Here is a 14451-nt window from a genome sequence, read left to right as displayed (position 1 = left end):
TGAATTTTTTAATAGTGTGTGTAATAGTATAGTTTTAAATAGTGTGTATGAATTTTGTGTTTAATAAAGATAACGGAAAATTATTCTCCACCAACTTTACGTTTTGTAGTTGCTTGTTTAACAGGAGCTTTAGCAACTTTTGTAGCAACAGCTTTCTTTTGAGCTAATTTAGCTGCAACTTTGTTTTCTACTTCGTTTGCTTTAGCTGCTTTTTGTGCTTTTGTTTCTTCTGATTCGATTTCTGTAGCTGAATCTTCTGGTAAGTAGTTAAGTGATTCACCTTCTGCTATTCAAACCATTGCTTTTTTGTAACGATTTGTAAATCCATGGAAACGACCAACGTTTTTAGGTTTCTTTTCGATTTTAATTGTGTTAACTTTTGTAACTTTTACACCAAAGATTGTTTCAACCGCTTGAGCAATTTGAAATTTGTTAGCGTGGTAGTCAACTTTAAATGTGTAAACACCAGCTGATCTTTGAACATCAGTTTTTTCAGTTAAAACAGGAGCTTTAATAATTCTTGTAAGTTCCATTATTTAGCTCTCCCTTCAATTAATTTTAAACTTTCGTTTGAAACGATCATTACATCAGCACCAATTAATTCCTCAACTGTAAGTGAGTTTGCTTTTGATGTAGCAACGTTTGGTAAGTTTCTAGCTGATTTAAAAACATTGTAATCTTCTGTAACGATTAAAACACGTTTTAAATCATTTACTTTAAGTTCTACAAGTTTTTCAACTAATTTTTTTGTAGAAATTGAATCTAAACTTAAATCGTTGATAGCAATTGCTTTGTCTTGAGCTAACATTGTTAAAGCAGATGTGAAAGCTGCATATTTAACTTTTTTGTTAACTTTAAGTGTATAGTTTCTTTCTGATTGTGGTCCGAAAGCTCTACCCCCACCAACTCAGATTGGTGAACGCATAGAAGAGTGACGTGCACGCCCTGTTCCTTTTTGTCTTCAAGGTTTTTTACCACTTCCTGAAACTTCAGCACGGTTTTTAACTTGGTGTGTTCCTTGACGTCTTGAAGCTCTTTCTGAAAGAATTGTGTCGAAAATTGCTTGTTCATAAATTTTTTCGCTTGCAAAGATGCTTGAAGATAATACTGCATCAAATTCTACTTTAGCAACGTTTTTTTCGTTTGCTACTGTTACTTTGTTAGACATTATTTTTCTCCTTCTTTAGCTTCTGCTTCTGCGATTAATTTTTGAAGTTCACTTGAATGCATTCCAACTGTAACTTCAACATTGTATTTTTTAGCTTTTTCAACTAATTCATTCATTAACATCACTTCTTGAACATCAACAAGTGTTGTAGCTTCGTGGTTTGGAAGACCTTTAACAGCTTTTTTAATAACAACAAATCCTTTTTTAGGTCCTGGAATTGATCCTTTAATTAAGATTAAGTTGTTTTCTAAGTCAACTTTAATAACTTCAAGGTTTTGAACTGTTGTTTTAACATTTCCAAGTTGTCCTGGCATTGTCATACCTTTAACAACTTTGTTACCTGAGATATCCCCAAGCGACCCTGTTTGACGGATAGGTTGAGATCCTCCCCCTCCACCGTGCGATTTAGGTCCAATGTGTTGGTTGTGTCTTTTAATTGTTCCAGCAAAACCTTTTCCTTTTGATGTTCCTGTTACATCAACAAGTTCTCCTGCTACAAAAATGTCAGCAGAAATTGTTTGTCCAAGTTCGTATCCTGACATGTCACGAACTTCTTTTACGTAGCGCTTAGGTGTTGTGTTAGCTTTAGCAAAGTGACCTGTTTCAGGTTTGTTAGCACGGCTAGCTTTTTTATCAAAAACTGCAAGTTGTGTTGCTACATAACCGTTTTTGTCAGCAGTTAAAACTTTTGACACAACATTTGGTTGTACTTCTACTACAGTAACTGGAATTCTTGATCCAAATTCACTGTAAATTTGAGTCATACCAACTTTACGTCCTAAGATTCCTTTCATGTTTTCTCCTTAAAAATTGATTTTGATTGATTTTGTAAATATTAAGGTATTCTTACTATTTAACTTTAACTTGAATTTCTACACCTACTGGTAATTCAAGTCTTTTGATTTTGTCTTGTGTTTGAGCAGATGGATTAGTGATAACAACTAATCTTTGGTGTGTTCTACTTTCGAATTGTTCACGACTTTTTTTGTTAACGTGAACTGATCTTAAGATAGTCACCTCATCTCTAATTGTAGGCATTGGAATTGGCCCACTTACTTTAGCACCTGTTTCTTCAGCTGTTAAAAATATTTTTTTAGCAGCTTCATCTACTAAAGCATGGTCAAATCCTTTAACTTTAATGTGTAATTTGCTCATTTGTTGTCTCCTTTGTTCTTTAATTGAACATAGCTCCCTATAAAAACTTAAATTGTCCTCAACAACATTTTTGGCAATTTAACAACCTTATAGATCATGGCTATAGTTGCTTATATATTATAGAGTAAAAATTTTAAAAACAAAAGAGAAAATTTAAATAATTTTTGGCTTTATTTTTTTAACAACGCATCTTGGTGTATCGCATTTAGTTTGGTTAAAAAAGCAGCTATGCAGCTATGAGATTTTTTTATCAATTCAAGATTCAAGAATCTCGCTTGGAATATATTCAAAGCCTTTTTCAACAATTTCTTGCCCTTTAATTAATAATAATGTTGGTGCTTTTAATACTTTTCATTTAGTATCTGGGTTTCTAAACAATTGTGCTTCCTCTGCATCAACTTCCATAAAAGTGATGTTAGCATTATCTTGATATTTAGCAGCCACTTGTTTAACAATTGGTGCCATCATTTTGCAATCACCACATCATGTTGTTGTAAATTCTAAAAAAATAAGATGATTAACTGGATTGTTTTCCAAAATCTTTTGCGCTTCTTCTCAATTATATTTCTGTATCATTGTCTTCTCCTTGTTTTTCTTTATCTTGTATGTCTTTAATAAGTTTTTTATTAAATTTGGTTTCTAAATTATTTTTGATTTTTCCAAAACCAAATGAAAGTTTAGTTTGTTTATTTGCACTTTCACCAGTTTTTAATTTTGTTTCTATAATATCAGTATCTAACAAACCAAGTAATTCAATATTACTATTATCAGCTAAAATAGAGTTTTTGATTGTTTCTTTCTTATTAAATTTCTCGTAAAGCATTTCAAGCTGTTTGGTATTTTTAATATAGGTAAGTAAACTATCAATAATTGACATTTTGAATGGAAAGGTGTGAGATTCTTTGAGCTCTTTTTCTAAATAAAAGTAAAAATCGAATAACTTTAAAACTCCACTTGAAAGATAAAAAGCTTTATTGTTTTGTAAATAATTAAGATACTCATGGTAATTTGAGATTCTTTTACTTTGTTTTCAAACATCATAAAGTGGCTTACAAATCGCTCATGCCATTAAAGGGTAAAGTAATAGTGCAACAAAAAGTAAAAGTAAATGCGAGCCTAAAATTAAAGTTAATAAATTAAATAAAGTATCAATAATAAGTCCTAAATGATTTTGATAATGCTTTAATGTTACAAAAGATTTGTATCAACCATTAGCAAATAATTTAAGCGCTTGTTCATGACTAAAGATAATAAATTGTCCATTTTCAGATTTATTGCCTAAATAAATAAAAATAATTAATGAAAGGCAAAATAAACCAATAACAATTCATAGCCTTTTTCAGTAAGTTGCAAAACTTAAGTGTAATCATTTATAAAAAATACTAATCGTTGTCTTTTTTAAGAAAATCTTACCAAGCATGCTTAAAATCGGCAAAATCATCAGAAATGGCATCATTCAAACAAATGATCCAAAATTGAGATCAAAAAGATAAACATAAAAATACTTATAAATTTTAGTATTAGTTGATTTAAAAAGAACCGCAAAAAGAAAAATTACAAAGCAAATCGAAAAAAGAATCAACTCAAGTTTAAATTGAAATGGTTTTTTCTTCAAGTTTTCAAGCGGATTGTTCTTTTGGGTATTTGCAATTCTTTTAATTTTAAAAAGTTGATAAATAGTATTTCTATTCATAAAAACCTTCTTAAATTGTCGTTAAAGTAAGTGCAACCATTGGGTCTTTGTCAGTAAGTTTAAAAATCTTTTTCCGGATTGACTTACGAATTTTTTCATTTAGTTCACGCATTGATGTAAACTCTTTTGTTTCAAAAATTTCAGCAATCACAGATTTAATTAACTGATCAATTTTGTCTTGTTCAGTAAGATCAATTACTCCAACATAATTTATGTGTAGTTGGCCTAAAATACGCTTTGTTTTAGGACAGTATAAACCATTAATAATTACAACGCCTTCACGTCCTAATGCTTCTCTTTCATTAATAACTTCACTTGAAATATCACCAACTCCAAATCCATCGATGATAGTGTCTCCAACTTCCTTAATTTTTCCATTTAAACTAAATAGTTTATTGTCCATAAAGTGAGCTACTTTACCATTTAATAAAATAATTGGTAAAGTAGTTTTTTTAGCTTCTTTGTTTCCTAAAATAAAGTTAGATGAATCAACTAAATAACGATAAAGACCTTGAGTAGGAATGAAGTATTCTGGTTTTAATTCTAAAATAAGTTTAAGCAAATCAAGACGTGTTGGTCTTGGTCTAAAATATTCATTGTCTAAAACATCATAAAGTTTTGGTGCTATTTTCGCAATTTCATCAAGTGTAAGAGCTGCTAATGATTCTAATCCATTAACAGGTGGCGCAAGCATAACGATTGTATCAGTTTGATGTAACTTTAAATAAACATCTTTATGATCTGTAATTCTTAAAAATCTAAGATATAAACGATCGATTGAACCAGTTACTAAAATAACAGCATTATCATGCTTTGCAAGATTACGATAATCAATAATTTCAGGTAATGATAAATTTGGATTATCTTTAATAATGAAACGAAGAAGCTGTGCATATGTTTTTCCATATGCAACAACTGGACGATTATGTAAAATAGCTAAATCTAAAACTTGCTTTAAAGCTGGCATTTCTTCGTCGTATGCACCAACAATAATGCGATGGTTTGAATCAGTTGTTTTAAATGCTTCAATAAGTTGTTTTGATTGATTAAATTTATCAATTGAATAACCTGCAATATTACTTTTACCAGCATCAGTGATTAAAGCTGTGATTTTACGATTTTGAAAATAATTTTTGAGAAATTGTAAATCTGTTTTACCATAAATTCCTAAATTACCGATTGTATAATTGAACATAAAAAGATAATTTCCACTTCCTGTATTGAAATTAAAACCTAAATTACCAGGCATACTTCCCGCAAGTTCAAGTGGTTCGATAATTAAGTGATGGTGTTTCAGCGGTTTACTAAAAGTAATTATTTTGTAATTATGTTCTGAAATGTTGTATTTGTTTAATCTTTCATAAATTAAAATTTTATTAAATAATGAAGTATAAATTTTAATACCTGGAATTTTCATCACAAGTCATGGAAGGGCACTAAAAGATTCATTTTTTACGTCTGAAATAAAAATAGCCTTGATCCTATTTTTGTTTTTTTCTAAATAGGAAAAATCAGGAATTAAGGTGTCAACCCCATTTTGTGAATTAATTGGAATTTTAACCCCAGCATTAATAATAAAAATATCATTACCATATTCAAAAACATAGCAATTTTTACCATTCTCGTCTTGTCCGCCCAAGGCAAAAATATTGATATTCTCTTGGTTTTTCTTGTTCATATTACTCCTTTTTAAAATTATTGGTCGGGAAATATATTTAATAGAATATTAAATATTTGTTTTATTATATCAAACTATGTTTTATTTCTTAATGCTTAATTTAGACAAAAAAATAGCCTATGCGGCTACTTTTAATCTAATCCATTTTTATTTTTAAAATTAAGTTGTAAAGGACAACCTGTAAAATCAAATGTTTCTCTTAATTGGTTTTCAAGAAATCTTTGGTATGAAAAGTGTAAATACTTTTTATTATTGACAAAAAATGTAAAAGTTGGAATTTTCCCTCTTTCTTGACGTACATAGTAAATATTCAATCTTCCGCCATTATATGGCTGTGCAGGTTGAATGATTTGAGATTCGAGAACTAAATTTGAAAGTAAATTGGGTTTAATATCACGTTCTAAATTGCTTCTTACTAAATTGATAGTATCAAAAAGTTTATTAATTCTTTGGTTATATTTTGCTGAAATAAAAATAAATGGAACTCAAGGCACAAAGTGAAATTTGTTTCTCATTTTCTTTTCAAATTGAGCCATTGTATTAGTTTCTTTTTCAACTAAATCTCACTTATTAACAACTACAATAATTGGTTTTTCATTATCCAATGCATAACCAATTATACGTGAATCAAAGTGTGAAAATTCTTCTTGTGTTGCATCGATCACAACAAGCGAAAGATCAGCTTCAGCAAGTGAGTTCATCGCTCTCATTAAGGCATAATGGTCGACACTTTCAACTAATTTAGATTTTTTTGTAATTCCAGCTGTATCAATCACATTGTATTTTTTACCATCAATTTCAATAATAGATTTAACACTATCACGAGTTGTTCCAGCAATATCTGAAACAATAGATCTATTTTCTTTGGCTAAATTATTTAATAATGAACTTTTTCCTGCATTTGGTTTTCCGATAATTGCTAAATTAAATAAATCTTCTTTTTCAGCTTCTTCAAAATTTAAATAACTCAAACACTTGTCTAAAACTTCTCCAACTCCTTCACCATGTAGTGCACTAATTGGGTAAATATGATCCACTCCAAGACGATATCAACCATAATCAAATTGTTGGTTATTTTCTAATTTGTTAGCAACAGCAATAATTGGTTTGTTACTTTTTCTTAGAATGTTCATAATAAACAAATCGTCATTAGTAATCTCGCTATTTCCATCAAAAAGAAAAATAATTACATCAGCTTCTTCAATTGCAATCTTCGCTTGAATTTGAATTTGTTCTTGGAATGGGCGATTTTCGATTTCAATTCCACCTGTATCAATAATCTTAAGTTCTTTGCCAGATCAATTGATTTTTTCATATAAACGATCTCTTGTAACACCAGGTTGATCGTGTACAATCGATACTTTACGACCAATTAAACGATTGAAAAAAGTACTTTTTCCAACATTTGGCTTTCCGATAATAGCAACTACATTTTTCATTTTTTCTCCTTTGCTATTACTTAACTTTTTCGTTAACTAATTCTATAATTTTTTGAACAACCTCTTCTTGATTCATATCAGTACAATCAATTAAAACAGAATCTTCTGTTTTATGAAGTGGGTCAACTTCACGATTCATATCTTGAGCATCTCTTTTTTTAATATCATAAAGAACTTCGTTATAATCAGCATCGCTGCCTAAACTTTTAAGTTGGTGAAATCTTCTTCTTGCTCTCTCTTCAGGTTCAGCTCATAAGAAAATTTTCACTTCAGCATGCGGCATTAATTTAAAAGTTGTATCACGTCCATCAATAATAAAACCTTTGCTTTTCTTGGTAATGTGTTGGACAAACTCTACAACGAAGTTTCTAATTTCAGGTATTTTTGCAACATTAGGTGTAATTTGTGAAATGTATTCTGCACGAATTTTTTTTGAAATATCTTCGCCATCTAAATAAACTTCGTCAGAGTTTCCTAAAGTGACCATGTCATGGTGTAAAGTAGAAATCACACCTTCTTTGTCAGTAGATCCAATTCCTTGCTTAATCGCATTAAAAGCAATCGCACGATAAATACTTCCGCTATTAATAAATGTGTAACCTAATCTTTTAGCAATTTCATTTGCGACCGTTGACTTACCGGCACCGCTTGGTCCATCGATTGCAATGTTAACTTTTTTGCTCATAAAATCCTCTCGTGTAACTTAATTTTGAATAAATTTATTTGGAAAAATTAATAAAGAAAAACAACACTAAAAATTAAATATCCAATTTATTGACTATAATTTTAGTGGTGTTATTCATGTTATTTTTCTGTTCTTGATTATTCTTGTGACTATTTGGATCAAGAAGAGAAAGCGATAAATTCTCTTGTTCGCTTTCAAAATTATATTTATCCATAAAGCAGACAGTTTCTAGGTTCAGCTCATTTTTTAAGTCCTCAAAATTGTTTTCTAAAGTTTCAATTTCGTGATTTAAAAAAGTCTCGATATCAACACCATGTCTTGTGACTTTGACAATTTTATCTTCAAAATTTGGTGTAATATCGCTAGCATCAACAATTTTGTTCATTCATTTAAGTTCATTTTTAATCAAATCATTGTTTTTAAGTGCTAGATTTTTCATCTCATTGAATGAAAAATGTTGATTACTGCCTTTATTCATAACATAATTTTACTTTAAAAAAAATTTTTTTATAATAGTTTTTTATATTATAATTAAGAAGCCATTAGAACAATAACCTACTAACCTGGTCAGGCCTTAACCGGAGCAGCCATATGAAGAAGTGTTGTGTCTAGTGGTTTTAATTTAAAAAAATCAAAATTTTCTTAAATTAAATTATTTTTTAAGGTAAAATTATATTACAAGTGGTCGCGTAGCTCAGTTGGATAGAGCATCAGCCTTCTAAGCTGGTTGTCACAGGTTCGAATCCTGTCGTGATCGCCATTTTTTTATTTCTTTTTAATAATAAAACTAGATATGCTAAACATTTTATTTAAGATAAAATCGTTTAGCATTTTTTTACTCTAAATTGCTATAATTTTGATAATATAAGTGCTTTTTATTAAGGAAAGGAGCAAACATGTGACAAATGTTTAGAATTTTACCTACAAAAATCAAAATGTTTTTTGGTTTAGGTGTGATTTTCGTTTTAATTAATGTAGCATTAACAATGGTTTTACCAATTTTTTTATCACAATTTATCCCGCTGCTTGTTCAAGATAAAGAAAGTTTATTGCACCCTAAAAACGAAGAAATAATTAGAATTTTTAACACAATGATAATTTTTAAAGGCACAAAAGATGCTGCCTTAAGGTTTTTAATCATTACTTCATTAGCAATTATTCTATCAGCTACAATTACTTCAATTGTTTCATTACTAATTGTAATTTGAGCCGGTGAAAATGCTTCTAATTTTTATCGTGATACATTATTTAAGAAATATCAAAAATTAAGTTTAAAAGATATAAGTGTATTAACTCAAGAAAGTTTAATTACAAGAATTAATGATGATGTAGCTGTCTTTTGAGAATTTTTAATCAATGCAACAACAGCTTTAATCAAAGCTCCACTATATATTATTGTTGGTCTTGTTTTTGCATTTTATACCGATAAAAATTTCGCTCTTGTAATTGTTGGTATTATTCCTGTTTTAGTAGTTGTCTTTTTAATTATTTTTGCTAAATCTAACCCTTTAATTAAGAAAAATAGAATTAATTTAGACAAGATTACAAAAGAAGCAGAAGAAACTATCGTTGGAGCGCGTTTTATTCGTGCAAATAACTTACAAGAAGAACAAAAGAGAAAGTTTTTTAAGATTAATAAAATGTGATTAAAAAATGAAACTAAAGTTTTTAAAATTTTTAGTTTTGGAACACCTGCATTTTTCGCAATTGTGAATTTAGTTATCGTAGCTATATTTATCATGGCTGCAAAAATTGGACATTTTGATAAACAATTGCTTGCTAAAATTAACATTTTCGTTGAATTTGAATTTATTTTAGCACTTGGAATTATGATTTTTTCACAATTTATTGGTTCTGCAATTAGAGCAAAAATTAGTTCAAAAAGAATTACAGAAGTTTTAAATTGAAAATATGATAATTTAAATGTTCCAAATGGTTATATGATTACAGAATATTTTGGACAATCAAATGATATGAAAAACTACGGGATTGAATTTAAGGATCTTAGTTTTAAATATTTTGAGTCCTCAGCTGATTATGCACTTAAAAACATTAACTTCAAAATTGATGGCAGTAAAACGTTAGGTATTATCGGACCAACAGGTAGTGGAAAAAGCACAATCGCAAACTTGATTGTGAATAATATGAAATATACCGAAGGACAAATCTTAATTAATAATAAACAGGTTAAAGAAATTAACAGTAAAGATCTTCATGAGAAAGTTGGAATCGTATATCAAGAAGCGAAATTATATAGCGGAACAGTTAAAAGCAATCTTCTGTTTGCTAAAAAAGACGCAACACAAACTCAAATGGAAAAAGCACTTAAAAATGCTTGCGCAGATTCGTTTATCCAAACTTTTGAAGATCGTCTTGACCACAAAATTGAACAAAAAGGAAAAAATTTAAGTGGGGGACAAAAACAAAGATTAAGTATAGCGAGAACACTTTTAAATGAACCTAAAATCTTAATTTTAGATGATTCAACAAGTGCTTTAGATAATATTACTACTAAAAAATTAATTAATAATATTAATACAAATTACAATTGCACAACCGTTATTATTTCTCAAAAAGTTAACTCAATTAAACATGCTGATTTAATTTTAGTGATGGATAAAGGAGAAATTTTAGCTAAAGGTAAACATGATGAACTACTTGAAACTTGCGAATGATATAAACAAATCAATGAAAATCAACAATTCCAACAATAAGAGGTAAAAATGGACAATTTAGAAACAAGAGAGATTTCAAAAGAACTCAATAAACCAGAAGTTGCAAAAAATAATTTTCAAATTTTCAAAACATTATGTAAATATTTATTTTCAGAAAAGAAAAAATTCATTGGTGGAGTTGTTTTCAGTTTATTAAATTCAATTTTCTATATCGTAGGTAGTTTTCTTATTGGTTATATTGTTAAAAACTTTTTTGAGCCCGCAATTCATGGTCAACCTTTTAATAAAGTAGGATTTGCTATTCATGTAGTTTTACTAACAGCTAGCTTTTTGATTTATGGTCTATTTAGATACCTTGAAAATTATTTATATACACAAGTATCATTTAACGCAGGAGCAAGGTTAAGAAATGAAATTATCGAAAAACTTCATAAATTACCAATTGGTTTTTATGATAAAAATAAAGCTGGTGATTTAATTTCAACATTAATAGTTGACGTTAATAATGTTGCAAACTCTCTTTTCCAAATGCTGTCACAAGTAGGAACTGCAGTCTTTTCGATCTTAATTTCTGTGATTGTTATGTTTTTAATTTCATCATCTTTAAGTTTGATAATTATTCCAGTTACATTAATTTTATTTGGTTTAATTGCTCTCTTAATGAAAAAATCACAACCATATTTTATTAAGGTACAAAATTCATTCGGCGAACTAAATGCATTTGTCGAAGAGATGTTATCAAACACTCAAGTTACTAAAGCTTTTAATCAGCAAGAATTTGTTTATCAAAACCTTCAAAAAATTACAAAAAAAATTAGAAATGAAGCTTATGGTGGTGACGTGATTGCTAAAAGTTTTGAAACTTGATATGGTCTTGTCTCAAACCTAGCAATTTTAATGATTTGTTTTATTGCTGCACTCTTTTATGTTCAAAATTGACCAATTTTAGGAATTGACTTTTTTGGTGCTGAAAATGGTAAAGCTAACGCATCTTTAATTGTTATGTTTATTTCGCTTTGTTGAAATTACATTGGACCATTTCAAAGTTTACTTAATAGTAGTTTTAGTTTACAAGTTGGAATAGCTTCAAGTGCTCGTTTATTTAAATTATTAGATATTAAATTACCTGATAAATCTAATGAAACAATTGAACTTACAAAGACTTTAGATGGTAATATTAGCTTTAAAAATGTTTATTTTAAATATTTACCAGAAAGCAGAGATTACCAACTAAAAAACGCTACATTTCAAGTTAAAAAAGGTCAAACAGTTGCGATTGTTGGGCCAACAGGAGCTGGTAAAACTACAATTATTAGTTTATTAAGTAAATATTATGATTACCAATTAGGAAACATTAAAATCGATGGTATGGAACTTAAAAATATTAAAACTAGCGATTTACGAGATAATTTAACAATTGTGCTTCAAGATTCGTTTTTATTTAATCAAACAATTCTTGAAAACTTAAAATTAGCAAATCCAAAAGCAACTGAAGAAGAAATTATAAATGCTGCAAAGCTCACTGAAGCCCATCACTTTATTATGAGCACAGCTAATGGTTATCATACAATGATCGAAAATAATGGAGCTAATATCTCGCAAGGTCAAAAACAACTCCTTGCACTAACTAGAGCCATCTTGCAAAATAAAGCAATCTTAATTTTAGATGAAGCAACAAGCAACATTGACTCAAATACAGAAAAAATTGTTCAAAAAGCAATGTTGCACTTAATGAAAGATAAAACTTCTTTTGTGATCGCTCATAGATTAAGTACAATTCAAAAAGCAGATTTAATTATCGTTGTTGATAATGGTTATATTATCGAACAAGGTACTCATCAAGAGCTTCTTGACAAACAAGGTTTCTATTACGATTTATTTACATCGCAATTTTAAAAGAAAAAAGATCCCTATTTAGAGATCTTTTTTTTGCTACTTTTCTGTATTATAGCGTTTAATTTCTGCGGCACAATCGTCAATTACTGCTTCTACATCGGCAAATGAAGTTAAAATCGCTCCAGAAGCTCTTTCGTGTCCACCTCCGCCTCATTTAACAGCTACATTACGCACAATTGGTCCATTTGAACGAAATTCAACACGAATTCTTCCGTCCTCTTCTTCTGTAAATTGAACTCAAATTGGATGACCTTCAATGTTTGCAATTGAATTTACACGAACTGAAGTTTGTGGTGTTTTTCCCATTTTTAATGTATCTGTCAAGCTGTTTTGGATATAAGCAACTCCATCACGTGTTTTAAGTGTACTTAATAATCAAGAAGAATATTTTAAATCGTCCAAGCTTACTCTAGCTAGATTTTGGTGTACAAAATCAGTATCTAATCCTGCATCATATAGTTCTGCAGCTAATCTTAAAGTACGAGATTTAGTGTTGTTGAATAAAAATCTACCACTGTCAGTGTTAATTCCTAGATATAACAAATTAGCTGCTTCTGGTGTGATTTTTCATTGGTTTGTAACTGCTATTTCAGTAATCATTTCATCAGCTGCTGAATAACTACTATCAACTCATCTAACACACTCATCTCCAAGATCATCTTCATTAGGATGGTGGTCAATTCTAATTACTTTTTTAAAGATATTTTTGTCTAAAACTTCTCTGCATTCAATTCTTTCTTTAAAGTTAGCGTCAACCACAACACCTAGTGAATTAGCAAGTATTTCATCACTTGGTATTTCGTTCATTTGAAGATTAAGAAAAGGAAATGAACCTTTAGCATCTCCAATTGCATACACTTTTTTGTTTGGAAAATTATCTTCTAAAAGTTTCTTGAGTCCAAATTGTGAACCAAGGCAATCTCCATCAGGTCTAATGTGGTGAAAAATAACTATCGAATCATACTTTAAAAGTTCTTTTGTAACTAATTCTAAACTACCAATTTGCATTATTTTTCTCACTCTTTAATAGCTTCATTTAAATCTGCAAGAACACTTGGAACTAAATCTCATGAAGGTAAAGTAATTCCGGCAGCATTATCGTGTCCACCACCACTGTATTTATTAGCAACTAAATTTACAAGTGGACCATTTGATCTAAGTCTTCCTCTAACTGTTCCATCTTCAAGTTGTACAAAAAGTGCTCAACAAGAGTTATCTTCAATGTTTGCTAATTCATTAACAAAAAGAGCAGCTTCAAGTGAATTCATACCATACTCTTCTAAAATTTCATTTGTAATTTCGTAGTAAAGTACTCTTCCTTCTTTTTTAAATTCACTCAAGATTTTTCCAACAAACTTAATTTCCTTGAAAGTTCTTTTTGAAAGTTCTCTTAAGATATCTTGTGGGTGAAATGCACCTTGTTCCATTAAAAATGCCACAAGTTTATGTGTGCGAGCAGAAGTATCTGGATATAAAAATCTTCCACTATCGGTGTTAATACCTAAATAAATATGTGAAGCAGCTTTATTAGTTACTGTTCAATTTGCATCATAAGCTAATTGCGCAATCATTTCTGCAGCTGCAACGTAGTGTTCATCAATCCAGTTGTACTCATATTCAATATCAGCACCATTTGGATGGTGATCGATTCTTAAACGAGCAGTTGTTCTTTTTTCGTAAAGTAAATCTGCACATTCAATTCTGTTTCCGCTCGAAGCATCAACAACAATAGCTAACGAATTGTTAAAATCAATCTCATCATACGAGTTGAATTTATAATCCATAAAGTCAAAAACGTGAGTATTATCTCCTACTGTATAAACTTTTTTGTTTGGGTAATTTGTTCTAATTAATTCCGCAAGACCTGCTTGTGAACCAAGACAGTCTCCATCAGGTCTAACGTGGTGAAAAATAACTATTGAGTCATATTTTTCAATTGCATCAATAGCCACTTTTGAGTTTCCTATTTGCATTATTTCCTTTCATTTTCCTTAAAAATTAATTTCTTGATAAAAAATAAAAAACTTATTTTTCAAAAGTTTTGTATAGCTATCTAAAATTA

At 29.4% G+C, this 14451-nt stretch carries 14 protein-coding genes and 1 tRNA gene; 3 read left to right on the top strand and 12 right to left on the bottom strand.

Annotation, left to right across the window (positions count from 1 at the left end; translation table 4 throughout):
- Positions 1-80: 80 nt before the first annotated feature.
- From rplW to EXC46_RS00860, 10 genes are all read right to left on the bottom strand, one after another.
- On the bottom strand, positions 81-533 hold the full coding sequence (gene rplW, locus EXC46_RS00905) for a 50S ribosomal protein L23 (protein WP_027333558.1): 453 nt from the start codon (positions 531-533) through the stop codon (positions 81-83).
- A complete protein-coding gene (gene rplD / locus EXC46_RS00900) occupies positions 533-1168 on the bottom strand; it encodes a 50S ribosomal protein L4 (protein WP_044888876.1) in 636 nt (211 codons plus the stop codon). The genes rplW and rplD overlap by 1 nt, the downstream gene beginning before the upstream one ends.
- Positions 1168-1962, bottom strand: a complete 795-nt coding sequence (gene rplC, locus EXC46_RS00895) for a 50S ribosomal protein L3 (RefSeq protein WP_027333559.1) — start codon at positions 1960-1962, stop codon at positions 1168-1170. The genes rplD and rplC overlap by 1 nt, the downstream gene beginning before the upstream one ends.
- A gap of 55 nt (positions 1963-2017) precedes the next feature.
- Positions 2018-2323 (bottom strand): 30S ribosomal protein S10, encoded by a 306-nt coding sequence (rpsJ, locus tag EXC46_RS00890; protein WP_027333560.1) that lies wholly within the window; start codon positions 2321-2323, stop codon positions 2018-2020.
- 234 nt (positions 2324-2557) lie between these two features.
- Positions 2558-2899, bottom strand: coding sequence for a thioredoxin family protein (locus tag EXC46_RS00885; RefSeq protein WP_027333561.1), 342 nt, complete (start codon positions 2897-2899; stop codon positions 2558-2560).
- A complete protein-coding gene (locus EXC46_RS00880; protein WP_027333562.1) occupies positions 2883-4016 on the bottom strand; it encodes a hypothetical protein in 1134 nt (377 codons plus the stop codon). Before EXC46_RS00880 ends, EXC46_RS00885 begins: the two co-directional genes overlap by 17 nt.
- A 10-nt stretch (positions 4017-4026) precedes the next feature.
- Positions 4027-5694, bottom strand: coding sequence for a ribonuclease J (locus tag EXC46_RS00875; protein ID WP_027333563.1), 1668 nt, complete (start codon positions 5692-5694; stop codon positions 4027-4029).
- Between the two features lie 131 nt (positions 5695-5825).
- Positions 5826-7133 carry a ribosome biogenesis GTPase Der gene (der, locus tag EXC46_RS00870; protein WP_027333564.1) on the bottom strand — a complete coding sequence of 436 codons (1308 nt, stop codon included), beginning with the start codon at positions 7131-7133 and terminating at the stop codon, positions 5826-5828.
- 16 nt (positions 7134-7149) lie between these two features.
- The gene (gene cmk / locus EXC46_RS00865) at positions 7150-7818 is read right to left on the bottom strand and encodes a (d)CMP kinase (protein WP_027333565.1); all 669 of its coding nucleotides are present in this window, start codon (positions 7816-7818) and stop codon (positions 7150-7152) included.
- Positions 7819-7891: 73 nt separating this feature from the next.
- Complete coding sequence (locus EXC46_RS00860) at positions 7892-8296, bottom strand: hypothetical protein (protein ID WP_044888877.1); 405 nt, start codon at positions 8294-8296, stop codon at positions 7892-7894.
- Between the two features lie 205 nt (positions 8297-8501).
- On the opposite strand from EXC46_RS00860, the gene EXC46_RS00855 reads away from it, so the two are divergent.
- The 3 genes from EXC46_RS00855 (at position 8502) to EXC46_RS00845 (ending at position 12389) form a co-directional block, all read left to right on the top strand.
- Positions 8502-8578, top strand: a tRNA-Arg gene (locus EXC46_RS00855).
- A 136-nt stretch (positions 8579-8714) separates the two neighbouring features.
- Entirely contained in the window at positions 8715-10532 is a 1818-nt protein-coding gene (locus EXC46_RS00850; RefSeq protein WP_027333567.1) for an ABC transporter ATP-binding protein, read from the top strand.
- A gap of 9 nt (positions 10533-10541) precedes the next feature.
- Positions 10542-12389, top strand: a complete 1848-nt coding sequence (locus EXC46_RS00845; RefSeq protein WP_044888878.1) for an ABC transporter ATP-binding protein — start codon at positions 10542-10544, stop codon at positions 12387-12389.
- Between the two features lie 36 nt (positions 12390-12425).
- Here EXC46_RS00845 and EXC46_RS00840 read toward each other — a convergent pair whose 3' ends face one another.
- Together EXC46_RS00840 and EXC46_RS00835 are read right to left on the bottom strand one after the other, a co-directional pair.
- Positions 12426-13397 carry a DHH family phosphoesterase gene (locus tag EXC46_RS00840; protein ID WP_027333569.1) on the bottom strand — a complete coding sequence of 324 codons (972 nt, stop codon included), beginning with the start codon at positions 13395-13397 and terminating at the stop codon, positions 12426-12428.
- Complete coding sequence (locus EXC46_RS00835; RefSeq protein ID WP_027333570.1) at positions 13397-14362, bottom strand: DHH family phosphoesterase; 966 nt, start codon at positions 14360-14362, stop codon at positions 13397-13399. The genes EXC46_RS00840 and EXC46_RS00835 overlap by 1 nt, the downstream gene beginning before the upstream one ends.
- Between the last annotated feature and the right edge of the window lie 89 nt (positions 14363-14451).

It is taken from the genome of Mycoplasmopsis glycophila (assembly GCF_900660605.1).
GTDB lineage: Bacteria > Bacillota_I > Bacilli_A > Mycoplasmatales > Metamycoplasmataceae > Mycoplasmopsis > Mycoplasmopsis glycophila.
The sequence above is the reverse complement of the archived record's forward strand: the minus strand, read 5'-3'. Positions and strand labels throughout refer to the sequence as shown.